Here is a 25,589-nt window from a genome sequence, read left to right as displayed (position 1 = left end):
AGCGGGTCTCGCGAGGACCAGGCCTTGCCGGGCTCCCCTTGATCGTGTGACACGATCGCGGAATGCTGCGACTCACCGATTTCATCATCGACTGCCCGGACACGATGAAGCTGGCGGCCTTCTACTCCGCGGTGACGGGCCGCCCGATCAAGGAAGGCAGCGACGACAACTGGGCCGGCATCACGTTCGGCGAGGTCGAGCTGGCTTTCATCCGGGTGGACGACTACCGCGCTCCGCAGTGGCCCGACAGCGAGCACCCCAAGCAGTTCCACCTCGACTTCGAGGTGGACGACATCGAGTCCGAGCAGCGCCGCGTCCTCGACCTCGGCGCGACGCTGCAGCAGGACTTCATCGGCCCCGAAGGCTACGGCTGGCGGGTCTACACCGACCCGGTCGGCCACCCCTTCTGCCTGTGCCGCAACAAGGGCGTCATCTGGACCGACCGGGGCCCGATCTGGCCCAAGCGTGACTGAAGCCGCAGCACCCTAGCGGGACACGTGCGGGAGCACGAGGGCCGCCGCGGCGACCAGGGCGATCAGTCCCAGGTAGGCGAGGACGAGCCGGGTGTCCCTGAGGTAGCACTTGCTCCTGGTGAGCCCGGCGCGGCGGGCCCGCCAGTAACCCGCGAACCCCAGGGCCGCGAAGCCGAGCACGGCCCAGGCTCCGAACAGCCAGGCCAGCAGGGCCACAGTCGCGTAGACGCACAGCTTCAGCGGATCGTACGGGTTGGCCTGCCCGCCCCCGGACGCCTGCGCCGCCAGAGCCTGCTCGTACACGACCCCCGTCGGGCCCGTCTCCCCGTCGCCGGGCTCCCCGTGCGGGGGGCTCATGTGATCTCCAGCAGCGGGAGCCGTACGCCGGGGTCGGCCGCGGCGACGGCGGACAGACGCTGGCGCGCGAGCGCCGGCCAGGCCTGGACCGCGCAGAACGGCGCGCACTGGTCCTGGTCGGAGCGGGTGCCGACGTGGACACAGCACTGGACCAGCCGCTCCTCCAGCATCGTGGACATGTCCATGAAGGGCTTGATCGTGATGCGCACGATCCGTTCGCCCAGCAGCCGGCGCAGCCGCTTCCTGCGCCCGGGGAGGGCCGAGGACGCGAGCGTCAGCAGGGTGGTCAGCCCGAGGTCGCAGTTCTCGCAGATGTCGCGCCAGACCTTGCCCATCTCGGGATGCGACAGCGACGACTGCTCCGACAGCAGGCCGAGCAGCGACTCCTGCACGGCCATGCGGAGCTGGCGGGGGATCTCCGAGTCGGCGATGCGGTTGGAGACGAGCCCGAGGTTCTCCTTGAGGCGGTCGTGCCCGATCAACGCCGTCAGCGAGCGCCACCGGTCGGCGTCATCTTTGATCATGTAGCCGACCGAGCAGCAGTGCGGATGCGAGCAGGGCAGGGCGGTCAGGTCGCGCCAGCTGACCAGGCCGCCGGTCTGCGGGCCGAGGCGCTTGAGCACACCGGTGTGGGTGAGCCGGTCCATCGGGTCGATCACGCCGGACCGCCCCGAGCCGAACTGCGGCTGGATGGAGACGCCGCCGACGTACGGCGTGTCGAGGGCGAGGCGGACCACGTCACCGATCTCGCCGTCGTTCACCCCGAGGGCGGCCGTCATGACGAGCGTGGTGAAGATCTCCCGCTCCGACAGGCGCCGCAGCGCCTCCGCCTTCTGCCGCCGCAGGTCGCCGCCCCGGTGGTGGCGGGACGCCGCGGCCGACACGCCGTCGTACTGCAGGTAGATCTCGACGCGCTCTCGGTGCTCGGTGAGCAGGTCGAGCAGGGCGTCGTCGCGGGCCACCAGGAGCCCGTTGGTGTTGATCAGGATGCGGGTGACGGGCCGGGCCGTCAGCTCGGCCAGCAGCTCGGGCAGGTCGGGGTGGAGGGTCGGCTCGCCGCCGCTGAGCATGAGCACGTCGAGACGGCCGTTCTCGCGGGCCAGCCGCTGGTCCACGTTGGCGAGCACCTCCCGGACCGGCACGATCCCCCGCAGGTCGGGCGAGGACTCGGTGAAGCAGGTCGGGCAGCGAAGGTTGCACGCCTCCGCCACGTCCTCCAGGAGGATGCAGGTGTGCTGGGTCTGCATCTCCGGCAGCCCCCGCAGGTACGCCTCCGGGACCGGGTCGAAGTTCCCGGCGACGTCGGGCAGATGCGCCTTGGTGGGGGCGGTCCACTCCTCCAGGTAGGCGAGGATCTCCGGGTCCTCGTCGTAGAGGGTCCTGACCATGCCGTGGCTCCGGCAGCCGCGCTCCAGGTAGACCCGCCCGTCGCGGGCCGCGAGCCAGCCGGACAGGCGGGGCACCTCCGCCAGCGGGCGGTCCGGCCGCTCGTCGTGGCAGCGGGGGCAGAACGCGTTGACGTAACGGAGGATGCGGTCGCCCCGCAGGGGCATTCCCGTGCTCACAGGGCTCCGTCCGTGTACAGCGAGGGGTTGACGCCGGTGCAGAAGCCGGCGGTGAAGATCGTCATGAGCGCCCAGCCGATCATCAGGCCCATCCCGAGCCCCCGCGACCAGGGCCTGCGCAGGAGCAGCAGCAGCGTTCCGCCGCCGAACGCGATCGCGGCGAGGATCACGGATCCGCCGATGAGCGCGATGTTCTTGTTGTCGCTCGCGACTCCGTCCGCCGCCGCGAGGGTCGCGAGGAAGAGCACGAAATTGATGACCACGTAGGCCACGATCCCCACGATCGTCATCGCGACGACCACGGCGGTCGAGCTCTGCGGCGCAGGCGGTCCGTACGGCCCGGCGGGGCCATAGGGCGGCGGCGCACCCCACGGCGGCGGGACGCCCGGGCCCTGATGCGGCAGGCCACCCGGGCCCTGATGCGGCGGACCGCCGGGACCTTGAGGCGGTGGGCCGGCCGGGCCGTACGACGGCGGCGGGCCGGCCGGGCCCTGGGGCGGTGGCGGGCCGGCCGGGCCCTGGGGCGGTGGCGGGCCGGCCGGACCGTGCGGCGTGCCGGAGGGCGGCGGTACCGGCGGACGCCCGGACGGTTCGCCCTGCCGCGGATCGCCGTGCCGCGGGTCGTCCGGCAGCCCGGAGGGATCGCCGTGCGGCTGATCGTCCGGCGTCCCGGCGGGAACGCCCTGCTGCGGGTCGTCCGGCCGCTCGGAGGGCTCGGGGGGTGTGCTCATCTCTCCTCCTCGCCCGCAGGCGACAGCCGGGCGCCCAGTGACAGCGGTCGCCGCTCGCCCCGGCGGGGGAGCAGCCGATCGTAGAAGCCCTTGCGATATCCGATCCCGAGGCGGACGGCGAGAAGCGCGAGGCCCGGGACGAGGAACCACTGCGGGCGGGTCAGGTCGAGCCAGACCGTCTCGTTCGCCCTGGTGAACTCGACGAGGAACCGGAAGGCGGCGTACGCGCCCAGATAAAGGGTGAACAGCTCGCCCGGCCGGTCAACCCGGCTCCGGGCCCACAGCAGCGCGCCGAAGGCGGCGAGCTGGAAGACGGTCTCGTACAGGTAGGACGGGTGCATCGCCTGTCCGGTCACGCAACCGGGGCATTCCGGCACGGTGGCGGGTGCGTGGACGCCCCAAGGAAGGCTCGTGGGACGGCCCGGGGCCTCCGTGAGGAAGCAGCCGACGCGGCCGACGGCCATGCCGAGCGCGACCGCGGGCGCGAACAGGTCGCCGGTGCGCTCCCGATAGCCGATCAGCCGTTTCGCGACCAGCACTCCGACATATGCGCCGGTCAGGCCGCCGAGGATGCTCCGGGCGCCGAACATCCACGCCTCGACGAGGCCGGGGTTGAGCGCGAAGTCGAGATGCTCGGCCCACCCGGACAGCCGCATGCCTATCGCCCCGCCGACCAGCGCGCCGGTGACGGCGACGAGGGACTCCTCCCGCAGGGCTCCCCGGCGCCGTGCTTCCAGGACGAACACCACGCTCGCGAGGACCACGCCGAGGCCCACGAAAAACGCGTGGGTCGGCACGGTCACCCCGCCGAAACGCAGTTCCTCAAGCACGACGCCACCCTAGCGGCGGCACATGACGATTCCGATCGTCATTTCGTACGGCTTGCGCCCCTTCCATATGTCGATTCCGTTCTATACGGCGAGTCGTCAACCGCCGAGGTTTTATCCACAGGAATCCCGTTGTCCACAGGAGTGTCGCGCGACCGCCGGCACATGTCTCGTTCACGGGTAGCCTGCGCCTATGACCTCCTTGTGGAACCGCAGGTCAGTGGTAGTGATGGCGGCTCTCGTCGGGATGACCGGCTGTGGCGGGGTCGGCGACGCGGGAGCGTCCGCCACCGCCCGGACCCGGGTGTCCGCGCCCGCCCCGGCGGCCCCGGCGTCGGACTCGCCCATGCCCACCGCCTCCTCGGCCGCGCCCGCTCCGTCCGCGTCCGTCACGCCCACGGCCGTGCCGGTATCGCCCACGCCCGAGACCGGGCCCACACCGAGCCCGAGCGGGCCGCCGCCCTTCTCCGCGAAGATTGAGACGGTGTCCCGTGACGAGCTCCGGCACTCGTGGCGTCCGGGCTGCCCGGTTCCGCCGAGTGGGCTACGCAAGATCACCATGACCTATTGGGGCTTCGACGACCAGGCGCACACCGGCACGCTGGTGGTCAACAAGAAGGTGGCCGAGGACATCGCCTCCGTCTTCGGCAAGCTCTACGAGATGCGCTACCCCATCCGCCGGATGGAGCCCGTCGACGTCTACAAGGGCAGCGACTACGACTCCATCGACGCCGACAACACCTCGGCCTTCAACTGCCGCAACGCCACCGGCTCCGGCAGCTGGTCCAACCACGCGTACGGCCTCGCCGTGGACCTCAACCCCCGGGAGAACCCGTACGTCTACGCGAACGGCTCCAACGCCCACCGCAACGCGGACGCGTTCGTGGACCGGCCGCTCAAGAAGCCCGGCGTGATCAACAGCGGAGACCGCGTGGTGCGGGCCTTCGAGCGGATCGGCTGGGGCTGGGGCGGCTCGTGGTCGGGTGCCAAGGACTACCAGCACTTCTCCGTCAACGGCCGCTGAGACCGGCGCGGCGCAAGCCGCCCTGCGGGCCCCGCCCATCGCGTACGGCGCGGTGGGCGGGCCCCGCCGGTGACCCTGGCAGAGGCAGGCAGGGCTGAGCCGTAGTCCGCCGGGGAGTCCATGCCGTTGACGAGACGACCGGTTACGGCGTGACCGGCCTGCCGCCGAAGGTCACGACGAGGCGGCCGTCCGAGGCGAAGGACCAGCCCATGGCTCCGGTGTAGGAGGAGCACCGGGACCCGTTCGAGCCGGACCAGAACTGGTTGGAGCTGTCGACGTCACCGACGGTCTTGTCGTTGGACCCGCTGCCGCTGCGGCACGAGGTGTTGTTGCGGAACACCGAGGTGCCGGCGTCGAAGGAGAAGTTGCGCTCGGCGTTGTCGATGCCGACGTTGTTCGAGATCGACATCGTGCCCGGGTTGCTGTTGTAGGTGAACCCGTGGTGGCCGTTGCGGTAGGCGATGCTTCGCCGGACGATGTGGCTGACGGAGATCTTGTCGCCGCCGAGCTTGTAGCCGTTGCGGTCGCCGGCGCCGGCCTGGCTGCCGTCGGTGAGGGTGCCGTTGTTGTAGGACAGGGAGTCCTCGATGGTCACCGGCCCGATGGCTCCGGTGTCCGTCTTGGTGTAGAGGTCCCAGCCGTCGTCGATGTTGTTGTGGGACACGGCGTAGCGGAAGACGTTGCCGGTGCCGGTGGTGAGCTTCGCGGCGAAGCCGTCGGCGTCCTCACCGTCGGAGTCGGCGTTGTCGTGCGACTCCGCGCTGAGGATGAGGTTGTTGGACGGCCACTGGTCGCGGGGGGTGTCGGAGGCGATCCGCCCGAGCTGCAGCCCGGTGTCGCGATTGAACCGGGTCACCGTGCGTTCGATGACGTTGTTGCTGCCGCCGACGTAGATCCCGTTGTCGCCGGCCCGCTCGACGACGATGCCGTACACATGCCAGTACGAGCCGTTCACGACGAGTCCGCGGTTCGACGAGGACTCGCTCTGGGCCGAGAAGTTCAGCACCGGGGTCTCACCGGGGTAGGCGGACAGGGTCTTGCGGGCGTTCGACGTGCCGTTGTTGCCCGGTGCGATGGTGATCGTCTGCGTGAAGGCGTACCGCCCGCCGCGCAGGTAGATCGTCCCGCCGGGGGCGACGCGTGTGAGCGCCGAAGTGAGGGTCGTCGGGTCGGACTGGGTCCCCGCGGCACCGTCCCTGCCGTTCGGCGACACGTACACCGCACCACTCGACGGCGTCGTCGAGGGCGAGGCTGAGGGTGAGGGGGAGGGGGAGGGTGAGCGCGTGGGGGTGGCTGAGGGCGAGGGCGAGCGTGTCGGGGTGGGCGACGGGGTCGGTGATGAGGTGGTGGCAGAGCCGGTGCAGGTGACGCCGTTCAAGGTGAACGAGGTGGGCTTGGGGTTGGACCCCGACCAACTGCCGTTGAACCCGATGGACAACGACGCGCCGGTCGCGATGGCGCCGTTGTAGTCCACGTTCGTGGCCGTGACGTTCTGCCCGCTCTGACTGTAGGTGGCCGACCAGCCCGTGCCCACCTTCTGACCGCTGTCGGGGAAGGCGAACCCGAGGGTCCAGCCGTCGATCGCGCTGCCCAGGTTCTGGATGGTGATGGCGGCGGTGAACCCACCCGGCCAGTCGTTGGTCGTGTAGGTCACGGCGCACCCGGTGGCGGCCTGCGCCGTTCCGACGGTGGCCACGCCGGCCAAGGCGACGACTCCGGCGAGGGCGCTGATCACCCCGGCACCCGTTGTGGTTCTGCTTCTCAAAACCGAACTCCTTGCAGGTCGCGCAGGGCCCCTGACCGAGGAATGACTCCCGACCCCACAAGGGTTTTTCGTGCACCTGAACTGAATTCACCCACAGGAACACCGCGCATCAAGCTACGATCCCGTCGATCGCCGGTCAACGCGCGCCGCGGCGGCTTTCCGCCCAGGGCAGCCCTCACTTGCGCAGAAATCGCCGAAGACAGGAACGGGACTCCGGGACCGGCTGAAACGTTCAGGCGAGAATCCGGAAATCAAGAAGGCGATCACCGGTGAACCCGGCGTTCATCGGTCCGCTGCCGGAGAGGTCACCGCCCGGCCGGCCTGCCGTCGCCACACCGCACACCCCTGACGGCGGCGACCCCCTGCCGGTACCGATGTACCGGCAGGAGGCGAGCCGAGCCCGTAGACGACGGTGATCGGGTAGCAGCCACCACCACCCGCACCGGCGACGGCGTGAGAAGGAGAGACAGTCGATCACATGCCCGGGTTCACGGGGCGCAGGAGGCGAGCTCGGGACGCGGGGGCGTGCCGGTCCGGGCGCCCAGGAAGAGGCTCGCGCAGTCGGCCATGAAGCGCGGGTTCTCCTCGGGGACGAAGTGCCCGGAGTCGGGTGCCACCACCGTGCGCACGTCGTCGGCGACCTGGCGGAACGAGTCCGCGACCCCCGGCCCGAAGGAGTACTGGCCGCCGATCCCCAGCACCGGCATGGGCAGCCGCTTCGCCGCGTTGGCCTTGTTGTTCTCCGCGTCCGCGGCGAACGCCCGGTAGTACTCGTACCCCGCGCTCCGCCTGGCCGGATCCGCGTAGGCCCGGTAGTACGACTCGCGATCCACCGCATCCTTGCGGTAGCTGAAGTCGAAGATCATGCCGAGGTACGTGCTGACGTCGTCGTTGTCCATGATCCGCTCGGGGATCGGCGCGGGGGACATGTTGAACCGGAAGTGCCAGCTCACCCCGTAGAGCTCCTCGAGACCAAAGCCGGACAGCGGCGTCTCGATCATGGCGAGCCGGGTCACCTCGCCGGGGAAGTCGCGGGCCCAGGGGTAGGCGACCAGGACGCCGAGATCGTGACCGACGATCGCCACCCGGTCGAATCCCAGCCGGCGCACGGCCTCGCGCACCCGCCGCGCGGTGGTGACCTTGTCATAGCCCCCGGCCGGCACGGCCGAGTCGCCCAGCCCCGGCAGGTCCACGGCGATCACGGTGTGGTCGCGGGCGAGCTCGGGCATCAGCGGGCGCCACATCAGCCACGTCTGCGGCCAGCCGTGCAGGAGCACGACGGCCGGTCCGGATCCGCCGATCACGTAGTGGACGGCGCCGCCTTCCACGACGACCTTGCCGTGCCTGAACCCGGGGGCGAAGCGCGCCGGGCCCTCCGCGGGCTCCTTGGCCGTCGCGCTCGCGCCCGCACCGGCGGTCATGCCGAACACGGCGACCAGGGCGACGAACGCGCCGAAGACGGCCCGCCGCAGTCTCCTGGCACGCGATCCCGCGCCCGGCATTCGCCCGGCTGCTTCCTCCAGTGGCATCTGCGTTCCCTTTCCCGAGCACCCGATCGCGGGGCGTCCGGCCGATGCGGCCCGCCGTTCGCGAATCGGCCGCTCACCGACGAGCACGGCCATGATGAGCGCCGCGGGCCGCGGGCTCCGCCGGCGTCAGTCGATCGATTGCAGCCTGCACGACCTGAAGTCGCGCGGGCTTCTCCCGTCGTGCTCTATACGACGCCGTCGTGCTCTCCGCGGACAGACCGTCGTGCTGTCTACGAAAAGGGCGGGCAACCAGGAACCGCGGACTCGATCGGCGGGGTCAGGCCCGGTTGTGTTCCCGCCCGGCAGCGATCCGCCGAATCCCCCGGGCGATCAGCCAGGTCTCCGCGACGAACATCGGCAGCGCGAGCAGCGGTCCGAGAAGGACAGCTTCATCCAACGTGGATGATCCGCCACAGTCGAGTACGCCCCCCTGCTCGTACAGGCCGCACTGAACTCCCCGGATGAGCGACATCGCCGCGAGCCAATCCAGAATCCCGAGTGCGACCAGTGCCACGCCGGCCACCGGCACGAGACATGCGGCGATGTTCTCTCTCGACGTGATCGCCCTGACCGGGACGCGTTCACGATGCCGGCCCACCGGTTCCCGAATCACGACAGCAGTCAACCAGGCACTTGTGCGGCGCCTGTGGAGAGATCGTGAGGAAATCCACCGCCTGGCACCCCAGAGGAGCCGAGCGGGACGGCCGGTGGGCCGACATCGAAACGACAGAGGGAGGACAACGCCCGCTCCTCCGGCCGCAGGAAGCGGGCGTCTCTCCAGATATGACATCTCCTGATTCTCCGGATAAGGGGGAATCACGAGTGAGGGCTCACACGCTAACGGGCTTCGGACTCGGCTCTCGGAAGGATCGCTTACCGGTTAATAACGATCGGCCTACGACCCCGTCACGTACCACCGGTCCACCCGGCGACCATCAGAGCAACGGGGCGGCGGACCTCGCTCAGCCCGCTACGGCAAGATGGGGTGCATGGCGGCGAAGGACGGCGACGGCTGGGCCCTGTGCGAGCTGGGGCACCAGCACTGGGGGCTGTACGGCGCCGCCGGCCTGCTCACCGTGCACCACACCCTCGACGGCATGCCGTACGTGCTGATGCAGAAGCGGGCCTGGTGGAGCCATCACGGCGGGACGTGGGGGCTGCCGGGAGGCGCGTGCGACAGCCATGAGGACCCCATCACCGGCGCCCTGCGCGAGGCACAGGAGGAGGCGGCGCTGGACGCCGATCTGATCCGGGTGCGCGGGCTCTACGTCGACGACCACGGCGGCTGGTCGTTCCAGACGGTGATCGCGGAGGCCGGGGGGCTGCTCGACGCCGCGCCCGCCAACGGCGAGAGCGCCGACATGCGCTGGGTGGCGGCCGACGAGGTCCCGTCGAAAGAGTTGCATCCGGGCTTCGCCGACTCGTGGCCGAGGATCAGGCCCGCGCTGAGCCCGGTGGTCGTCGTCCTCGACATGGCGAACATCATCGGCGCGCGCGCCGAGCACGGATGGTGGAACGACCGTGCCGGTGCCGCGAACCGCCTGCTCAACGAGCTGATCCCGCTCTCCGGGCAGGGCCTCGGCGAGATGCCGGAAGGCGTTCCCGCACTGTCCCGGTGGTTCCCGCGCATGGTCGCGGTGCTCGAAGGAGCGGCGGCCGGCGCCGCCGACCCGGGGCCGGTGACCGGGGACCTGACCGTCGTGGTGGCCCGTGGCAGCGGGGACGACGCGATCGTGGACGCCGTGCGTGGCGTGCGCTCGTGGGAGACCGCCCTCGTCGTCACCGCCGACCGGGGACTGCGCGAGCGGGTGACGGCCCTCGGCGCCCTGGTCACCGGCCCGCGCTGGCTGCTCAAGCAGCTCTAGGGTCCTTTATACCTTTCGTCCCATTTGGGCAGGAAGAACCATGTGAGCCTGCGCTACCGCCGACTGGCCGCCACCTGGACCGTGACCGTTCCGATCCTCGCCGTGGCGGTGCTCGCGCTGGCGTGGGGACGGAGCATCCCACCCGTCGTCGTGGTGATCGCCGCGCTCTTCCTCGCGAGTTCGGTGCTCGCGGCCGTCCACCACGCGGAAGTCATCGCCCATCGCGTGGGCGAGCCGTTCGGCTCGCTCGTGCTCGCCGTGGCGGTCACGGTGATCGAGGTGGCGCTGATCCTCAGCCTCACCGTGTCGGGCGGGCCGGCCGCGGCGTCGCTCGCCCGCGACACGGTGTTCGCCGCCGTGATGATCACGTGCAACGGGATCGCCGGCCTGTCGCTGCTGGTCGCGGCGCTGCGGCGGCGGGTGGCGGTGTTCAACGCGGAGGGAACGGGAGGCGCGCTCGCCACCGTCGCCACCCTGTCGACGCTGAGCCTCGTCCTGCCGGCCTTCACCACCAGCAAGCCCGGGCCCGCCTTCTCCGCGCCCCAGCTCGCGTTCGCCGCGGTCGCCTCGCTCGCGGTGTACGGCCTGTTCGTGCTCACCCAGGCCGTACGGCACCGCGAGTACTTCCTGCCGGTGGAGCCCGGCGGCCATGCCGCGGACGGGCACGCCGGCCCGCCGACCACGCGCGCGGCCACGGCCAGCCTGGCGTTGCTGCTGACCGCGCTCGTCGCGGTGGTCGGTCTGGCGAAGGTGGAGTCGCCCGCCATCGAGTCGGCCGTACGCGCCGCGAGCCTGCCGCAGGCGGTGGTGGGCGTCGTGATCGCGCTGCTGGTGCTGCTGCCGGAGACGCTCGCCGCCGTACGCGCGGCCCGGCGCGCGCGGGTCCAGGTCAGCCTGAACCTCGCCTTCGGCTCGGCGATGGCCAGCATCGGGCTCACCATCCCGACGATCGCGGCGGCGTCCCTGTGGGTGGAAGGGCCGCTGCTGCTCGGACTCGACGCGACGCACATCGTGCTGCTCGGGCTGACGATCGTCGTGGCGACGCTGACCGTGGTGCCCGGCCGGGCCACCGTCCTGCAGGCGGGCGTGCACCTCACGCTGCTCGCCGCCTTCCTGCTCCTCGCCGTGAGCCCATGAGCAACGTGAGCATGTGAGCCCCGGGCCCCCTGAGCCCCGGACCCCCTGAGCCCCGGGTGCCCTGAGCCCCAAGCCCACGAAAAGCCCGGTGCGCGAAGATCGGCGGGCGCGTAGGGTGCAAAGGGTGAACCGGCGACATTGACGCTCACCTGAAGGTGCCCTCGCGGCCCGCCTGTACGCGTACGCGTTCCTGGAGGACTTCGTCGTCCTCTATCCGGTGTACGCCCTGCTGTTCGCCGAGAACGGGCTCTCCCCCGCCCAGATCTCCTCGCTGTTCGTGATCTGGTCCGTCACCGGCTTCGTGCTGGAGGTCCCGTCCGGCGTGTGGGCCGACCTCGTCTCGCGGAGGTCGCTGCTCGCCGTCGCACCCCTCCTGACGGGCACGGGGTACGCCCTGTGGACGTTCGCCCCCTCCTACTGGTCGTTCGCGCTGGGCTTCGTGCTGTGGGGCGCCGGCGGCTCCCTGCGTTCGGGCACGCTCCAGGCCCTGGTGTACGAGGAACTCGGCCGGTGGGGCGCGACCGCCCGCTTCCCGGCGCTCGCCGGGCGGGCGGCCGCCCTCGGCACGACGGCGGTGATGGCCGCGACCGCGCTGGCGGGGCCCGTGCTCGCCGTGGGCGGCATGCGCGCGGCGGGCCTGGCCAGCGTGCTCGTGACACTGCTCGGAGCCGCCGTGGGGCTGTCGTTCCCCGAGTCGCGCGGGGACCGCGACCGGCCGGGCGTCGCCGGCGGATACGTCGCCGTCCTGCGGGACGGCCTGGCCCAGGTGCGCGAGGGCCCCGCGGTCCGCCGCGCGATCGTGGTCCTGTCGGCGACGTCGGTCGCGGGGGCGATGGACGAGTACGTCCCCCTGCTCGCGGAGGCGACCGGGGTGTCCATCGGGCGGGTTCCCCTGCTCGTCCTGCTGGTGAGCGCGGGCGGCATGGTCGGCGGGTGGTTCGCCGGGCGGGGGCGGGGCGCCCTCGCGCCGGCCCTGGTGACGGCCGCCTGCTGCATGGCGGCCGGCGCCGTCGCAGCCTCCGCGGGCCGGCCGGAGGCGCTCACGCTGGTAGCCGTGGCCTTCGGCCTGTTCCAGTGGGCGACGGCGGCGCTGGAGGCGAGGCTGCAGGAGGGGATCTCGGACGGCGCGCGGGCCACGGTCACATCGATGGCCGGGGTCGGCACCGAGATCGTCGCCCTGACGGTCTACGGCGGTTACGCGGCCGGGTCGGTGTGGACCGGCCCCGGACCGCTGTTCGCCGTCGCGGCGGCGCCGTACCTGGTGATCGCCCTGGCCGTACGCCGGAAACGGCCGTGACCGGCGTGAGAGGCCGCAACCCCTCACACCGGTCACACGGTCGTCAGCCGCGGGTCCACTTCTGGTTGGCCCCGCCGGTGCAGTCCCACAGTTGGAGGCGTGCGCCGCTGGCCGGGTTGACGTCCACGATGTCCACGCATCGGTTCGCGGGGATGTTGACGAGGTCGCCGGCCGGGCTGAGCGTGAAGCGCTGCGCGCCGGTGCCGTTGCACGTGTAGAGCTGGATCGGCGTGCCGTTGGCGGTGCCGGCCGCCGCGGCGTCCATGCACTTGCCCATCGCGCGGACCGTGCCGTCGCTGTCGATCGTCCACTGCTGGGCGGCGGTGCCGTTGCAGTCGTACATCTGCAGCCGGGCGCCGTCCACGGGATTGGCGCCCGGGATGTCGACGCAACGGCCGTTCAGGCTGGACTTCAGCGCGCCGCCGGTCCCGGTTCCGCCTCCCCCGTCGCTGGTCCAGCCGGAGACGCGGACCCAGTCGACCAGCATGGTCTGCGGGAACGACGTGGTGGAGTCGGGGTTGCCCGGCCAGTTGCCGCCGACCGCGACGTTCAGGATCATGAAGAACGGGTGGTCGAACACCCACTGGTTGCCGCGGATGTCGGCCGGCGTGACGCGGAAGTACTCCGAGCCGTCCAGGTACCAGACGATGAGGTTCGGCGACCAGTCGACCCGGTAGGTGTGGAAGGCGTCGCCGAGCGGTGCGCCGATCGTCCGGTTGCCGCCCACGCCGCCGCCCCCGGAGTAGCCGGGGCCGTGCACGGTGCCGTAGACGGTGTTCGGCGCCTTGCCGACGTTCTCCATGATGTCGATCTCGCCGGTGTTCGGCCAGTTGCCGCCGCCGAGCATCCAGAACGCCGGCCAGATGCCCTGCCCCTTGGGAATCTTGATGCTCGCCTCGAAACGGCCGTACGCCTGACTGAACTTGTCGGCGGTCAGGATGCGGCCCGAGGTGTACTGGCAGGTGCCGTAGTGGCACTGGAAGTTGGACGGGTTCTCCCGCCGGGCGGTGATGGCCAGGTGTCCCTGCCCGTCGTGGTACACGTTGCGGGTGGAGTTCGTGTAGTACTGCAACTCGTTGTTGCCCCAGCCGCTGCCGCCCACGTCGAACTTCCACTTGGCGCCGTCGATCGGCGTTCCCGCCGCGGCGTTGAACTCGTCCGACCAAGTGACCGGGCCGATGGCGGCCTCGGCCCGGTCGGCGCCCGGGGCGGCGACCAGGCCGCCGGCCAGGCCGACGACCATGGCCGCGGCCATGATGAGGAGCCGGGGTTTGCGCATGGAGATCTCCGGTTGGTGGGGGGATGCCAGCAGGATCTCCGGCCCGCGCCGCCCGTCTCTCCGGGTGCGCGCGCCGGTGTCCAGCGCTTCACGCAAGCTTTGAAGCTTGAATTAAGATGCAACACCCTTGCCGCACAGGGTGTCAATAGGACGGTTTCTTTTTGACTAGTCGTGTCAGCCCATCCCGGGGACGTGCCGGTGCGGGCGTACGCCGGACTGCCGCACCGGAAGGCGGTAGGTCTCGCCGCGCATGAGGTAGTGGACCAGGTGCGACAGCCCGGCGCCCCGGACGTGCTGCTGGAAGTCCCTCAGCGGGGAGGCGAACGCCGCGTAGTCGTCGTAGTGGACGGGCAGGGCCGACTCCGGCTGGATCAGCCTGAGCCACTCCACCCCCTGCGCGCCGTCCATGGTCACCGTGAGGCCGAGGATCCGCGTGCCGCCGAGATGGACGATGCCGACGTCGATGTCCGGGAAGCGGCGCGGAATCTCCGACAGGCAGTCGTCCATGATCGTGTCACCGCTGATGTGGAGGCGCAGGTCCACCTCGCCGGCGTGGGCGAAGTCGAGCACGCTCCCCATCACCGGCGGCATCAGCGAGTTCGCCGAGCCCGGCGCGTGCCGGGCGGGCGTGGCCGTCACCGTGAGCGTGCCGTCCCCGTGGCGCTCGTGGTGGTACTCCCACGGCTCCAGGCCGACGGCGTGGTAGAACCCCTGGCGGCGGAGCCGGGCCGCCGCGTGGCGGGTGGTGACGATCGGCAGGTCCTTGTCGAGCCCGTTCCTGGCGATCCTGTCCCAGTGGTCGCCGTGCATGTGCGACAGCACGACCAGGTCCAGTGGCGGAAGCTCCGTGACCTTCATCGCGGGCTCGGTGCGGCGGCGGGTGCTCAGCCCCCAGCCGAGATGAGCTCGCTGTCCCTGGTGCAGGAAGTTCGGATCCGTCAGCAGGGTGAACCCGTGAGAACGGATGATCATGGTGGCGTTTCCCACGAAGAACACGGTCGCGTCCGCTGGATCGGGCATGACGCCTCCCCTCTCCCAGCTTTCAGGCTACGTAAACCACCACAAATCACCCGAAAGCGGGGGGTGATTACCCACAAACGAGCGAGAACCCGAGCTGGGAGTACAGCTCCAGCAGGTCGAAATAGTCCCGGTGGGCGACGACGAGACCGTCCTTCGCATGGCACGCCCCACAGCCGCGGACCGTGATCCGCCGGCCGCTCGCGCTCGCGACACCGCCGCCGGCCAGCGGGAACGGCCCGGTGTGCGTGCCCGTCATCGTCCACTCGGTGAAGCCCGGATCGGCGCACTCCACCCTGTTCCAGACCGTCATGGCCATGTCGGTGAAGCCCTTGAACAGGCTCTCCCAGTGCCGGGCGATCTGCTCGCGCCCCACGCAGTCCCCCATCGGGGTGGACAGGACGGCGTCGTCGTCGTAGCACGCCGACAGTCGTTCCAGGTCATGACCGTTCACCGCGTTCAGCACGCGGTCCGCGAGCTGCCGGCCGTCGGGCATGCGGATCACCCCCCAGGGCGTACCCCCACGGTAGCGTCGCCATGGCAAAGGCCGTCCGCAGGAGACGCAACACGGCCGGATGCATGAACCCAGCCGCCCGGTCACGCGGGCCGCACGGCGCGGGCCAGGGCGACCGCGCCCCGCCCCGGCAGCCTGCGCCAGTAGAAGCTGCCCAGCCCGAACGCCACCGCCATGGGCAGGAACGTGAGCCCGGCCCGCAGCGGGCTCTCCCCGAGGCCGCCCTGCAGGTGCAGGGCGAAGGCGAACAGGAACCCGCCGGAGGCGACCATCGCCGCGACCAGCGTCGTCAGGCCCGAGGGCATGCCGGCCGCGCGCAGCACGTCCAGGTTCAGCAGCGGGTCGCCGCCCCGGGCCGCCGTACGGCGCTGCGCCACGACGAACACGACGGCGAGCGCGATCCCCGCGGCGATCGACGCGTACGTCCACCACGGCCAGCCGGCCTCCCGGCCCAGCACGAGCGGCAGGACGACCAGGAGCATGGCGGGCAGCACGAGCGCGAGGCCCCGCAGGTCGAGGCGGCGCCACCCGGGCGACCGGCTCGACGGCGCGTCCGGCCGCACGTCCGAGGGCACCAGCCGGGGCACCGCGACCGTCAGCAGGACGCCCACCGGGACGTTCACGAGGAACACCGGCCGCCATCCGGCGCCGGCCAGGTCGGCGCTCACCAGCACCCCGCCCAGCACCAGCCCGGCGACCGAACCGGCCGACAGCACCACGGCGTACGCGCTGAGCGCCGTGGCCCTGACCCTGCCGTCGACCACTCCAGGTCCTCACGATCGGCGTGGACGGAGTCGCACGCAACGTCGTGTTCGGGAGTCCCGGCCTGTTCACCGTCTTCGGGCTCCCGGCCACGCTCTAACCGAGGAAGGCCAGCACCTCGCGGACGAAGGCGCCGGGGGCGTTCTCGTGCACCAGGTGCCCGGCCGGGATCGTGACGTGCGCGGCGCCGGGGACGCGGCGGGCCAGCTCGGCGATGCGGTCCTGGGGGATGTGGCTGTCCGGCCCGCCGCCGATCACAAGCGTGCGCGCGGTGATCCGGCCCAGCCGCTCCAGCCACGCCGGGTCGGGCCGGTCGATCTCGGGCCTGACCGCCGCCACCATCGCCCAGTCGAACGGCAGGGGCCCCTCCGGGCGTACGAGCGGGGGCGGCTCACGCGGCACGGGGAGCGGGACGTCCTCCAGGATCAGCGTCCGCACCCGGCCCGGCCGCTCGGCGGCGAGCAGGTAGGCCACGACACCGCCCATCGAGTGCCCGATCACGTCCACCGTGCCGAGCGACAGCGAGTCGAGGAAGGCGAGGACGTCGTCGCGCATGAGTTCCAGGCCGTAGGTGCCCGGCCGGTCGCTGGCGCCGTGGCCGCGCAGGTCGAGGGCGTACACGTGCCGGTGGGCGGCCAGGGCCGGCGCGACGTCCGCCCAGCCGGCCATGCCCTCGCCCAGCCCGTGCAGCAGAACCAGCGGCACGCCGCCGCCCGGCCCGTACGTCCGGTACGCGATGCGAATGCCGTTCGCCTGGACCATCGCGTGATCCGTCACATCGTCACGATAGCCACCGAAAACCCCTATTGGAGCATTAGGCGCTCGAAGTAGCATGACGCCGAAAACGGGATCACCGTTGATCACGGATACGGCCGATCCCGCATGCCGGGTGGCCGGAAGGCTGCTCGTACGCGGGAGGTCAGGTGTCCGCACTGCGGCGCGATCTGTGGGCGCCGGTCGCGCTCTCCTATGTCACCTTCATCCTGGTCGGTCTCAGCTCCGGCGTGGGCGGGGTGCTGCTGCCGGCGCAGATGGACGACTACGGCCTCGACAAGGCCACGATCGGCACCCAGTTCTTCGCCTTCTCCGCCGGGTTCATGCTGTCCGGCTCGACCGCGGGCCCGTTGATCCACCGCCTCGGGATCCGGGCCTCGCTCATCCTCGGCGGCGGCACGTTCGCGCTGGCCGGTCTCTTCACCGCCGTGCGCCCGCCGTTCCTGGCCTTCCTGGTGGCCCAGATCGTGGCCGGGTACGGCACGGGCATCTTCGAATCGGTGCTGAACGCCTACCTCACCGACCTGCCCGGGGCGACGACGCTGCTCAACCGCCTGCACGCGTTCTTCGGCGTCGGCGCGCTGCTCGGGCCGCTGCTGGCCACCGGGATCCTGGCCTTCCTGCCCTGGACGGCCGTGTGGCTGGTCCTGGCCCTGGTCTGCCTGCCGCTGCTGGTCGGCTTCTACCTGACCCTGCCCGCCCGCGAGGCCCCGCCTCCCGCGTCGGCCGAGGAGCAGGCGGAGCGTCCCGGCCTGCTGGCCACCGCCTCGCGGCAGCCCGCCGTCGTGCTGGGCGCGGTGTTCCTCGCCGTGTACGTCGGCCTCGAGATCAGCGTGGGCAACTGGGGGTTCAGCTTCCTGGTCGACGAGCACGGGCAGAGCGACCTGCTGGCCGGCTACACCGTCTCCGGCTACTGGCTCGGGCTCACCCTGGGCCGTTTCCTGATCAGCCCGATCGCCACCAGACTCGGCCTGAGCGCGACCGGGATGACCTTCGTCTGCCTGGCCGGGGTCACGATCAGCACGACGCTGGCCTGGCTCGTCCCGGGCGCCGCGATGGCCAGCGTCAGCTTCGTGCTGCTCGGCTTCTGGCTCGGGCCGGTCTTCCCCACCACGATGGCCGTGGCGCCGCGGCTCACCGTGGCCCGGCTGGTGCCCACCGCCATCGGACTGATCAACGGGGTGTCGGTGGTCGGCGGCGCGGTGTTCCCCTGGCTCGCCGGGGCGATCGCCCAGGGAGTCGGCGCCTGGACGCTGCCGCCCTTCGCCCTGGCGCTGGCCCTGCTGCAACTGGTCATCTGGTGGCTGGTGTCCACCCGCATGACCCCGGCCCCCGCGCCGGCGGTCGGCAGCGGCGTCCCCTCGCGGGATCAAGGGGCGATATAGGGTCGTCGGGGTGACGGTAAACGACACCCGGGGGAATCGAATGGACCGAGAGCTCACCCTGATGGCGGTGCACGCCCACCCCGACGACGAGGTGATCGGCACCGGCGGCATCCTCGCGAGATACACCGCCGAGGGCGTCCGTACGGTCCTGGTGACCTGCACGAACGGCGAGCAGGGGGACGGCCCCGGCGGGGTGAAGCCGGGCGAGCCCGGCCACGACGACGCCGCCGTCGCCGAGCGGCGGCTGGCCGAGCTGAGCGAGTCGGTCGCCCACCTCGGCATCTTCCATCTGGAGCTGCTCGGCTACCGCGACTCCGGCATGGTCGGCTGGGAGGGCAACGGTCACTCCGGCGCGTTCGCCAACGTCCCGGTCGAGACGGCCGCCGCCCGGCTCGCCGAGCTGATGGAGCGCTACCGCCCGCAGGTGATCGTCACCTACGACGAGAACGGCAACTACGGGCACCCCGACCACATCCAGGCCCACCGCATCGCGGTCGCGGCGGCCGAGACGACCGGCATCCCGGACAAGCTCTACTACACCGCGGTGCCGCGCGAGGGCATCCGGCAGATGTTCGAGTTCATGCGGGCCAACGGCATGGCGCCGGACGACTTCGAGCTTCCCGACGACTTCGGCACGCCCGAGGAGCTCATCACCAGCGTCGTGGACGTCGCGCCGTACGTGGAGAACAAGCTGAAGGCCCTGCAGGCGCACGCGAGCCAGGGCGAGAACATCCCCTTCCTGAGGATGCCGCCGGAGGCCCAGCACCAGGCGTTCTCGCGCGAGTACTTCATCCGGAAGACCTGCCGGGTGGACGCGCCGGCCCACGAGGACGACCTGTTCGCGGGCCTGCGCGGCTGAGCGCTCAGCTCGGGACGGCCTCGCGCATGAGTGCGACGTAGCCCTCCTCCAGCGACGGCCGGACCGGGACCGCCGCCGGGTCCGGCCTGGCCTGGCTGACCACGCGGTAGCGCGTGCCGTCGGGCCCGCCGACCGCCGACACGACCACGCCGGCGGCCGGGGGCGCCCCACGGGTGACGACCTCCCACGTCGCGCCCCGGGCACGGTCGACGATGCCGGTCACCGGGCCGGTGAACACCACCCGGCCCGCCGCCATGACGGCGGCCTCCTGGCAGGTCTGCGCCACGTCCTCCACGATGTGGGTGCTCAGCAGCACGGTGCGGTGCCCCGCGATCCGGGCGAGGAGCGTACGGAAGCGGATGCGCTCCTCCGGGTCGAGCCCGGCCGTCGGCTCGTCCACGACGACCAGCGCGGGGTCGCCGAGCAGGGCCTGGGCGATGCCGACGCGCCGCCGCATGCCGCCGGAGAAACCCTTGAGCCGTCGGCCGGCGACGTCGGCCAGCCCCACCATGTCGAGCAGCTCGCCGATCTGGCGGCGCCGGGCCGTGTCGTCGTCCAGACCCTTGAGCAGCCCGATGTAGTCCAGGAACTCCTGGGTCGTGAGGTCGGGATAGAGGCCGAGGTCCTGCGGCAGGTAGCCCAGCCGCCGCTGCACGGCCAGCCGCCCCGCCCGGGTGGTGAGGTCGTGGCCGCCGACCAGCACCCGCCCGCCGGTCGGGGACAGCACCCCGGCCAGGATGCGCATCAGGGTGGTCTTGCCCGCGCCGTTCGTGCCCAGCAGGCCGAACATCCCGCCGGGGACCTCGAGATCGACGCCGCGCAGCGCCTCGACCCGTCCGAACCGCCTGCGCAGCCCGTTGATCATGATGTCCATGGTTGTCTTTCTCTTTCAGGACGACGTACGGCGGGTCATGAGGGGGCCCGCGAACGCGAGGGGCAGGGACGCGAGCACGATCAGCAGGACGACGCTGAGCAGCGCCGCGCCGCCGCCCGGCTCGGGCCGCAGGAACGAGAGCCAGCCGGAGTCGCCCGCGTAGAGGGCCTTGCCGCCGATGAGCCAGCTCGCCGGATAGTCGCCGATCGGCGTCAGCAGCGTCCCCGTCAAGGACGGCAGGTAGTTGGGGCCGAGCATGTTGCCCCAGAACCAGTAGCCCGCGAACAGCACCCGGAACAGCGGCGCCGACATCACCAGCGGGCAGACGAGCGCGAAGGCGGCCACGAACGCCAGGCCCGGCAGCAGCACCACGGCGAACGCCCCGGCCGCCCAGCCGAACAGCGCGGGATCGCCCCGGTGCGCGAACTCTCCGGCGGCGGCGACGAGGAGCACCAGCAGGCCGGGGACCGCGGTCGCGGCGACGGACCCGGCGTACTTCCCTGCGACCAGCGCGCCCGTGCGGGCAGGCAGGCTGGCGAGCAGCGACGCGGCGCCGATCCGCTGGTCGCGGACCAGCCGGTCGGCCAGCACCATGCCGAACCCGATCGGCAGCAGCATGGAGAACAGCAGCGCCCACGAGGCCATGACCTCGGCGGCGCCCGCGCCGATCGGCAGGTGGCGCGGCCCCCGGTCGCCCTGCGCGACGGCGATCAGCACGGCCAGGCCGGCCGTGCTCACCCACAGGGACTGCTTGCGGATCTGCATGCGGAACTCGTACCGGCACACCGCGGACAAGCGCGACCTCATACCTCTTCCTCCGTCAGGAGACGCTCCGGCCGGCGCAGCAGCAGGAGCGCGGTCGTGATGAACAGGACGCCGCAGGCGGCGAGCACCGCGCGGTTCGTCCCCCAGCCGTCGGCGACCCCCGCCCGGCTGGTCATGAACAGGAAGAACGGGCGCGACCAGGCGCCGGCGGCCAGTGCCGCGGCGAAGAGCTGCTGGCACAGCCACACCACGGCGACCGTCGTGGTCGCGAGCACGACGCTGCGGCCCAGGACGGCGACGAGCAGGGCCAGGCCGGTGAGCCCCAGCAGCGGCGACGCCCAGACCAGGACCGACGCGAGGGACGACTGCGGCCCGGTCCACGCGCCGGCGAGCCGCAGCACGGTCGAGAAGAGCACCGACAGCGCCGCGCCGATTCCCGCGACCACGCCGAGCCTGCGGCCGAGCGTGCCCGGATAGGCGGCCGGGAGCGCGAGCTGCAGCTCACGGCAGCGGTCCACGCTGACCACCGTGACCGCCGCCATCGCCGCGGCCAGGGGGACGAGCGCCTCGACACCCGACAGGAGCACTCCGTGCACGGACGGCGGGGGCGCACCGAAGCCGGCGCTCGCCACCGCGAGGGCGACGGTCACCAGCAGCGACGCGGGAGCGGCCAGGCAGGCCGGCCATCCCGCGCGCCGGGCCTCGTATCGCCACAAGGACGTTGATTTCACGTGAGTGGGTACCGCGCGGGCCGGGACGGTTCACCGGAATTTTGTTCCGCTCAGAAACTCGCCCGCCGATGCGGCAGGCGCGGCGACAGCAGCACCGCCACCGCGACGAGCGCGGCCGCGCCCGTGAGGACGCCGGCACCGGGGGTGCACAGCCGCTCGACCGCCGCCGCCACCGCCCGGTCGAGCGCGCCCGTCATGGCGAGGAGCCGGAGCAGCCACAGCGCCGTGGCCGCCCCCACGCCGACGGACGGCCGCCACAGCACCGACAGCGTGAAGCTGAGCGCGGACAACGGCACCAGCGGGCCGAACCACGCCGCCGTGAGGCCGAGAAGACCGGCGACCGGCTCCAGCGGCGCGAGCGCGAGCGTGACGAGCAGGCTCCCCGCGCCGATCACACCGAGCACCAGCGTGAGCCGGGCGAGCAGCACCACCCTGGGCGACGTGGGAGTCGCGGCGACCAGCTCGCCGACCGGCTCCCGGTCCGATCCGCACGCCCCCGCCACCGCGAGCGCCGCGGCCAGCGGGATCACGGCGGCGAGCACCTGCGGCGCCAGCCCCGCCGGCGAGACCCGGGCGGCGACCACGCCGCCGATCACGAGCGCGGCCACGGACACCACCCAGACCGGCCACCTGACCAGGGTCCACTGACGGGTCAGCAGGCCGAGCGCCCTTCGCCACGGCCGCCGCCCCACCTCGCCCGCGTACCGGGGGACCGCGTATTCGGGGACGGGGTGCGGCCGAGGCGTCGCCGACGGCCCGGCCGCACCGATGCGCTCCCGGATCGCGGCGAAGACCGACGGCGTGGGTGCGGCCACCGCGGCCGCCCGTCCGGCGACGGCCGAGCGGACCTTCCCCCACGACTCGGCCTCGGCGGCGCACTCGGCGCACGTCCGCACATGGGCTTCCACGGCCGCCGGGTTCGCGAGGACGCCGGCGGCGTAGTCGGGCAGCAGCTCGGTGGGATGGTTCATCGGCCGGCCTCCTCGACCTCGACGGGCAGGGCGCGGGCCAGCGCGGCCCGGGCGTTGAACAGGCGGCTCTTCACCGTCCCGGCAGGGACCCCCAGCACCTCGGCGATCTCCGCGTGGGACATCTCCGCGGCGAACGCGAGGTCGAGGACCTCGCGGTGGAGCGGGGCCAGTGTCCGCAGCGCCGCGGCGACCGCGGCCGCGTCCGCCCGCGCCAGCGCCACCGCCTGCGGCCCCGGCTCCGGCGACGCCACGTCGAGCGCGTCGTCGAGCGGCCGCGACGCCGGCAGGTGGCCGCGCATCCGCTTGAGCGCCTGGCGGCGGCAGATGCCGAACAGCCAGGTGCGTACCTGTGACCGCTCCTCGAACGCGCCCGCCCCGCGCCACACCGCGATGAACGTCTCCTGGAGCGTCTCCTCGGCCGGCCCGCGCTCGCCCAGGAGCCCTTCCGCGTACGCCAGGAGCGCCCGGGCGTGGCGGGCGTACAACTGCTCGAAGGCGTGCTCGTCACCCCTGGTGACCTGCCGCAACAGCTCCAGATCCGTCGAGTCCATCGTGATGGGTACTGTTCCGGACGCCGAGGTTCACGGCAGAACAGGGTGATCCGCGTCACAATGCATCGATGTGCCGGCCCGCCGGCGAGCGGGACGGTCAGGAATGGCTGATCATCACGTGCTTGACGCGGGTGTAGGCGTCCAGGCCGTACCGGGACAGGTCCTTGCCGCTGCCCGAGTGCTTGAAGCCGCCGTGCGGCATCTCCGGAATGATCACCTGGTGGCAGTTGACCCACACCGCGCCGAAGTCGAGCTCGGCCGACAGCCGCATCGCCCGGCCGACGTCCCTCGTCCACACGCTCGAGGCGAGCGCGTACTCGACCCCGTTGGCCAGGGCCACGGCCTCGCCCTCGTCCGCGAACGGCTGCACGGTGACGACCGGGCCGAAGACCTCCTGCTGCACGATCTCGTCGTCCTTCCGGACGCCGGCGACGACGGTCGGCGGGAAGAAGTAGCCGGGGCGGTCGAGGCGGGCGCCGCCGGTGACCACGTGGGCGTGCGCGGGCAGCCGGTCGAGGAAGCCCGCGACCCGCTCGGCCTGGGCCGCGTTGTTGGACGGGCCGAGGAACACGCCCTCCTCGTCCGGGTCGCCGACGGTCAGCGTCCGCGCCGCCTCGGCGAGCGCCGCGACGAAGTCGTCGTGCGCCCGTTCCTCGACGAGCACCCGGGTGACGGCCGTGCAGTCCTGCCCGGCGTTGAAGAACGCCGCCTCGGCGACGCCGCGGGCGGTCGCCTTCAGGTCCGCGTCGGCGAACACCACCGCGGGAGCCTTGCCGCCCAGCTCCAGATGGACGTCCTTGAGGTCGGCGGCGGCCGCCGCCATCACCTCGGCCCCGGCCCGCGTCGAGCCGGTGATCGCCACCATCTCCGCACCGGGATGCGCCACCAGCGCGCGGCCGGTGTCCCGGTCGCCGCACACGACGTTGACCACGCCCGGCGGCAGCACCCTCGCGCACAGCTCGCCGAGCAGCACGGCCGAGCCCGGCGTGGTGTCGGACGGCTTCAGCACCACGGTGTTGCCCGCCGCCAGAGCCGGGCCGATCTTCCAGGCCGCCATCATCAGCGGGTAGTTCCACGGCGTCACCTGGGCGACGACGCCGATCGGCTCGCGCCGTACGAATGAGGTGTGCCCCTCGGCGTACTCGGCCGCGCCGAGTCCCTCCAGCACTCGCGCGGCCCCGGCGAAGTAGCGGATGACGTCGATCGAGCCGTCCACGTCGACCCGCAGGGCGGTGCCGCGCGGCTTGCCGGTCGCCCGCACCTCGGCCTCGCCCAGCGCCTCCCGGTTGTCCGCCATCAGATCGGCCAGCTCGACGAGCAGCCGCTGACGCTCGGCCGGGGTGGTCCGCCGCCAGGCCCGCGCGGCCCGGGTGGCCGCCTCCACCGCGCTCGCCGCGTCCCGGCCGCCCGACCGGGCCGCCCTGGCGTACACCTGCTCGGTGCAGGGGTCGACGAGGTCCATCCACTCACCGGAGGCCGGGTCACGGCGCTCCCCGTCGATCACATTGTGATACGTGTCCACGGCGGTCTCCTCGCGAGTCGCCCACCAGTGCCCTGATGTCGTCCTCCCCGCAAAACGGACGCGCCGAACGGTCAGGCTCCGTCCCGCGCCGGCGCCGCGAGCGTGCGCGCGAGCCAGCCGGCGACGAGCTCTCGCACCTGCGCGTCGATCGGCTCGCGCGCCTCACGCTTGTACGCGCGCAGCGACGGCGTGCCCGGCTGCCTGCGCAGGATGTGGCTGAGGTCGGGGATCAGGTGGGTCTCGATCGGCCCCGGCACCAGCTCCGCCATGCGGGTGAGGTCCCCGGGGTCGACCTGGAGGTCCTTGTCTCCCGTGACGGCCAGCACCGGCGCCTTGATCATGGCGAGGTCGGCCGCCGGGTCGTAGTCGAGGAACTCGCGGGTCCAGCGGGCGTTCACCCGGACTCCGCCGATCCGGGCGACGTCGGTCGTCGTACGGCGGATGCGCTCGTGGTTCTTGGTCACCTTGGTGACCAGGTCGGTGCGGGTGAGGCGCAGCACCGCGCGGACGAGCGCCGGCAAGACCGGCGCGAGACGCGCGGCCTGCCAGCGCAGCGTCTCGGCGCCGATCTTGGCGGCGCCGGACAGCAGCACGACCGCCGCCACCGCGGGGTCGTGGGCGGCGAGGTCGGTGGCGATCAGCGCGCCCTCGCTGTGCCCCGCCACCGCCACGCGGCCGGGATCGATCTCCGCGCGCCCGCGCAGCGCGGCCAGCGCGGCCGCGGCGTCGTCCATGTTGTCGCGGAACCCGGACGCCAGGAAGTCACCGGTGCTGGCCCCCACTCCGCGTTTGTCGTAGCGGAGTGACGCGATCCCCGCGGCGGCCAGCGCCTCCGCCAGCTGACGGGTCACCCCGAGAGGGAGCCGCCGATGGTCGGAGTCACGGTTCACCGGCCCCGATCCGGGGATCAGCAGCGCCGCCGGGAAGGGCCCGTCGCCGCCGGGCAGGGTCAGCGTGCCGGCGAGCCGCTCGCCGGCCGAGGTGAAGGTGAGGTCGATGTCGCGCATCGTGCCGG

At 72.1% G+C, this 25,589-nt stretch carries 27 protein-coding genes; 7 read left to right on the top strand and 20 right to left on the bottom strand.

All coding sequences use genetic code 11. From position 1 onward, the window contains the following. Window positions 1-62 precede the first annotated feature (62 nt). Entirely contained in the window at window positions 63-473 is a 411-nt protein-coding gene (locus tag AAH991_RS26400) for a VOC family protein (RefSeq protein ID WP_346228602.1), read from the top strand. A 12-nt stretch (window positions 474-485) separates the two neighbouring features. Here AAH991_RS26400 and AAH991_RS26395 read toward each other — a convergent pair whose 3' ends face one another. The 5 genes from AAH991_RS26395 to AAH991_RS26375 all read right to left on the bottom strand — a co-directional run bounded on the left by AAH991_RS26395 (window position 486) and on the right by AAH991_RS26375 (window position 4,505). Next, the gene (locus AAH991_RS26395; RefSeq protein WP_346228601.1) at window positions 486-830 is read right to left on the bottom strand and encodes a hypothetical protein; all 345 of its coding nucleotides are present in this window, start codon (window positions 828-830) and stop codon (window positions 486-488) included. Continuing rightward, a complete protein-coding gene (locus AAH991_RS26390) occupies window positions 827-2,395 on the bottom strand; it encodes a radical SAM protein (protein WP_346228600.1) in 1,569 nt (522 codons plus the stop codon). Before AAH991_RS26390 ends, AAH991_RS26395 begins: the two co-directional genes overlap by 4 nt. Then, the gene (locus AAH991_RS26385; protein WP_346228599.1) at window positions 2,392-3,126 is read right to left on the bottom strand and encodes a hypothetical protein; all 735 of its coding nucleotides are present in this window, start codon (window positions 3,124-3,126) and stop codon (window positions 2,392-2,394) included. The genes AAH991_RS26390 and AAH991_RS26385 overlap by 4 nt, the downstream gene beginning before the upstream one ends. Then, on the bottom strand, window positions 3,123-3,956 hold the full coding sequence (locus AAH991_RS26380) for a prolipoprotein diacylglyceryl transferase (RefSeq protein WP_346228598.1): 834 nt from the start codon (window positions 3,954-3,956) through the stop codon (window positions 3,123-3,125). Before AAH991_RS26380 ends, AAH991_RS26385 begins: the two co-directional genes overlap by 4 nt. Window positions 3,957-4,127: 171 nt before the next feature. Further along, window positions 4,128-4,505 (bottom strand): hypothetical protein, encoded by a 378-nt coding sequence (locus tag AAH991_RS26375; RefSeq protein ID WP_346228597.1) that lies wholly within the window; start codon window positions 4,503-4,505, stop codon window positions 4,128-4,130. Between the two features lie 7 nt (window positions 4,506-4,512). Here AAH991_RS26375 and AAH991_RS26370 point away from each other — a divergent pair, with 7 nt between their 5' ends. Continuing rightward, entirely contained in the window at window positions 4,513-4,977 is a 465-nt protein-coding gene (locus AAH991_RS26370) for a M15 family metallopeptidase (protein ID WP_346228596.1), read from the top strand. 142 nt (window positions 4,978-5,119) lie between these two features. Here the strand turns inward: AAH991_RS26370 and AAH991_RS26365 are convergent, their stop codons facing one another. The 3 genes from AAH991_RS26365 to AAH991_RS26355 form a co-directional block, all read right to left on the bottom strand. Then, window positions 5,120-6,742 (bottom strand): cellulose-binding domain-containing protein, encoded by a 1,623-nt coding sequence (locus AAH991_RS26365; RefSeq protein ID WP_346228595.1) that lies wholly within the window; start codon window positions 6,740-6,742, stop codon window positions 5,120-5,122. Between the two features lie 488 nt (window positions 6,743-7,230). Further along, window positions 7,231-8,271: an alpha/beta fold hydrolase gene (locus tag AAH991_RS26360; RefSeq protein ID WP_346228594.1), complete on the bottom strand. Its 1,041-nt coding sequence runs from the start codon at window positions 8,269-8,271 to the stop codon at window positions 7,231-7,233. A gap of 277 nt (window positions 8,272-8,548) precedes the next feature. Continuing rightward, window positions 8,549-8,896, bottom strand: coding sequence for a hypothetical protein (locus AAH991_RS26355; protein WP_346228593.1), 348 nt, complete (start codon window positions 8,894-8,896; stop codon window positions 8,549-8,551). A gap of 364 nt (window positions 8,897-9,260) precedes the next feature. Here AAH991_RS26355 and AAH991_RS26350 point away from each other — a divergent pair, with 364 nt between their 5' ends. The 3 genes from AAH991_RS26350 to AAH991_RS26340 all read left to right on the top strand — a co-directional run bounded on the left by AAH991_RS26350 (window position 9,261) and on the right by AAH991_RS26340 (window position 12,570). Continuing rightward, window positions 9,261-10,136, top strand: a complete 876-nt coding sequence (locus AAH991_RS26350; protein ID WP_346228592.1) for an NUDIX domain-containing protein — start codon at window positions 9,261-9,263, stop codon at window positions 10,134-10,136. A gap of 42 nt (window positions 10,137-10,178) precedes the next feature. Then, on the top strand, window positions 10,179-11,273 hold the full coding sequence (locus AAH991_RS26345) for a calcium:cation antiporter (RefSeq protein ID WP_346228591.1): 1,095 nt from the start codon (window positions 10,179-10,181) through the stop codon (window positions 11,271-11,273). A 172-nt stretch (window positions 11,274-11,445) separates the two neighbouring features. Continuing rightward, complete coding sequence (locus AAH991_RS26340) at window positions 11,446-12,570, top strand: MFS transporter (protein ID WP_346228679.1); 1,125 nt, start codon at window positions 11,446-11,448, stop codon at window positions 12,568-12,570. Between the two features lie 43 nt (window positions 12,571-12,613). On the opposite strand, the gene AAH991_RS26335 is transcribed toward AAH991_RS26340, so the two are convergent. The 5 genes from AAH991_RS26335 to AAH991_RS26315 form a co-directional block, all read right to left on the bottom strand. Then, entirely contained in the window at window positions 12,614-13,945 is a 1,332-nt protein-coding gene (locus tag AAH991_RS26335) for a family 16 glycosylhydrolase (protein ID WP_346228590.1), read from the bottom strand. Window positions 13,946-14,023: 78 nt separating this feature from the next. Next, window positions 14,024-14,869: an MBL fold metallo-hydrolase gene (locus AAH991_RS26330; RefSeq protein ID WP_346228589.1), complete on the bottom strand. Its 846-nt coding sequence runs from the start codon at window positions 14,867-14,869 to the stop codon at window positions 14,024-14,026. A 67-nt stretch (window positions 14,870-14,936) separates the two neighbouring features. Next, window positions 14,937-15,362 (bottom strand): nuclear transport factor 2 family protein, encoded by a 426-nt coding sequence (locus AAH991_RS26325; protein WP_346228588.1) that lies wholly within the window; start codon window positions 15,360-15,362, stop codon window positions 14,937-14,939. 101 nt (window positions 15,363-15,463) lie between these two features. Next, entirely contained in the window at window positions 15,464-16,144 is a 681-nt protein-coding gene (locus tag AAH991_RS26320) for an MFS transporter (RefSeq protein ID WP_346228587.1), read from the bottom strand. A gap of 94 nt (window positions 16,145-16,238) precedes the next feature. Beyond that, window positions 16,239-16,919: an alpha/beta fold hydrolase gene (locus AAH991_RS26315; protein WP_346228586.1), complete on the bottom strand. Its 681-nt coding sequence runs from the start codon at window positions 16,917-16,919 to the stop codon at window positions 16,239-16,241. Between the two features lie 146 nt (window positions 16,920-17,065). On the opposite strand from AAH991_RS26315, the gene AAH991_RS26310 reads away from it, so the two are divergent. Further along, entirely contained in the window at window positions 17,066-18,301 is a 1,236-nt protein-coding gene (locus tag AAH991_RS26310) for an MFS transporter (protein WP_346228585.1), read from the top strand. A gap of 40 nt (window positions 18,302-18,341) precedes the next feature. After that, entirely contained in the window at window positions 18,342-19,160 is an 819-nt protein-coding gene (locus AAH991_RS26305; RefSeq protein ID WP_346228584.1) for a PIG-L family deacetylase, read from the top strand. A 4-nt stretch (window positions 19,161-19,164) separates the two neighbouring features. Here the strand turns inward: AAH991_RS26305 and AAH991_RS26300 are convergent, their stop codons facing one another. From AAH991_RS26300 to AAH991_RS26270, 7 genes are all read right to left on the bottom strand, one after another. Continuing rightward, entirely contained in the window at window positions 19,165-20,034 is an 870-nt protein-coding gene (locus tag AAH991_RS26300; RefSeq protein ID WP_346228583.1) for an ATP-binding cassette domain-containing protein, read from the bottom strand. Between the two features lie 15 nt (window positions 20,035-20,049). Further along, complete coding sequence (locus tag AAH991_RS26295; RefSeq protein ID WP_346228582.1) at window positions 20,050-20,841, bottom strand: ABC transporter permease; 792 nt, start codon at window positions 20,839-20,841, stop codon at window positions 20,050-20,052. Then, window positions 20,838-21,515, bottom strand: coding sequence for a hypothetical protein (locus AAH991_RS26290; RefSeq protein WP_346228581.1), 678 nt, complete (start codon window positions 21,513-21,515; stop codon window positions 20,838-20,840). The genes AAH991_RS26295 and AAH991_RS26290 overlap by 4 nt, the downstream gene beginning before the upstream one ends. Before the next feature lie 65 nt (window positions 21,516-21,580). Next, window positions 21,581-22,501, bottom strand: coding sequence for a zf-HC2 domain-containing protein (locus tag AAH991_RS26285; RefSeq protein WP_346228580.1), 921 nt, complete (start codon window positions 22,499-22,501; stop codon window positions 21,581-21,583). After that, window positions 22,498-23,052: an RNA polymerase sigma factor gene (locus AAH991_RS26280; protein ID WP_346228579.1), complete on the bottom strand. Its 555-nt coding sequence runs from the start codon at window positions 23,050-23,052 to the stop codon at window positions 22,498-22,500. The genes AAH991_RS26285 and AAH991_RS26280 overlap by 4 nt, the downstream gene beginning before the upstream one ends. Window positions 23,053-23,149: 97 nt before the next feature. Further along, the gene (locus tag AAH991_RS26275; RefSeq protein WP_346228578.1) at window positions 23,150-24,574 is read right to left on the bottom strand and encodes an aminobutyraldehyde dehydrogenase; all 1,425 of its coding nucleotides are present in this window, start codon (window positions 24,572-24,574) and stop codon (window positions 23,150-23,152) included. Between the two features lie 71 nt (window positions 24,575-24,645). Next, window positions 24,646-25,581: an alpha/beta hydrolase family protein gene (locus AAH991_RS26270; RefSeq protein ID WP_346228577.1), complete on the bottom strand. Its 936-nt coding sequence runs from the start codon at window positions 25,579-25,581 to the stop codon at window positions 24,646-24,648. Between the last annotated feature and the right edge of the window lie 8 nt (window positions 25,582-25,589).

It is taken from the genome of Microbispora sp. ZYX-F-249, from assembly GCF_039649665.1.
GTDB lineage: Bacteria > Actinomycetota > Actinomycetes > Streptosporangiales > Streptosporangiaceae > Microbispora > Microbispora maris.
Note: the sequence above shows the minus strand (reverse complement) of the source record. Positions and strands in the feature narration are given on the sequence as shown.

What these genes read in the sequence shown, in the direction of transcription:
- AAH991_RS26400 (WP_346228602.1), top strand. Translation starts at nt 63, where the DNA reads ATGCTGCGACTCACCGATTTCATCATCGACTGCCCGGACACGATGAAG.
- AAH991_RS26395 (WP_346228601.1), bottom strand. Translation starts at nt 830, where the DNA reads ATGAGCCCCCCGCACGGGGAGCCCGGCGACGGGGAGACGGGCCCGACG.
- AAH991_RS26385 (WP_346228599.1), bottom strand. Translation starts at nt 3,126, where the DNA reads ATGAGCACACCCCCCGAGCCCTCCGAGCGGCCGGACGACCCGCAGCAG.
- AAH991_RS26370 (WP_346228596.1), top strand. Translation starts at nt 4,513, where the DNA reads ATGACCTATTGGGGCTTCGACGACCAGGCGCACACCGGCACGCTGGTG.
- AAH991_RS26360 (WP_346228594.1), bottom strand. Translation starts at nt 8,271, where the DNA reads ATGCCACTGGAGGAAGCAGCCGGGCGAATGCCGGGCGCGGGATCGCGT.
- AAH991_RS26350 (WP_346228592.1), top strand. Translation starts at nt 9,261, where the DNA reads ATGGCGGCGAAGGACGGCGACGGCTGGGCCCTGTGCGAGCTGGGGCAC.
- AAH991_RS26330 (WP_346228589.1), bottom strand. Translation starts at nt 14,869, where the DNA reads ATGCCCGATCCAGCGGACGCGACCGTGTTCTTCGTGGGAAACGCCACC.
- AAH991_RS26325 (WP_346228588.1), bottom strand. Translation starts at nt 15,362, where the DNA reads ATGCCCGACGGCCGGCAGCTCGCGGACCGCGTGCTGAACGCGGTGAAC.
- AAH991_RS26305 (WP_346228584.1), top strand. Translation starts at nt 18,342, where the DNA reads ATGGACCGAGAGCTCACCCTGATGGCGGTGCACGCCCACCCCGACGAC.
- AAH991_RS26300 (WP_346228583.1), bottom strand. Translation starts at nt 20,034, where the DNA reads ATGGACATCATGATCAACGGGCTGCGCAGGCGGTTCGGACGGGTCGAG.
- AAH991_RS26295 (WP_346228582.1), bottom strand. Translation starts at nt 20,841, where the DNA reads ATGAGGTCGCGCTTGTCCGCGGTGTGCCGGTACGAGTTCCGCATGCAG.
- AAH991_RS26285 (WP_346228580.1), bottom strand. Translation starts at nt 22,501, where the DNA reads ATGAACCATCCCACCGAGCTGCTGCCCGACTACGCCGCCGGCGTCCTC.
- AAH991_RS26280 (WP_346228579.1), bottom strand. Translation starts at nt 23,052, where the DNA reads ATGGACTCGACGGATCTGGAGCTGTTGCGGCAGGTCACCAGGGGTGAC.
- AAH991_RS26270 (WP_346228577.1), bottom strand. Translation starts at nt 25,581, where the DNA reads ATGCGCGACATCGACCTCACCTTCACCTCGGCCGGCGAGCGGCTCGCC.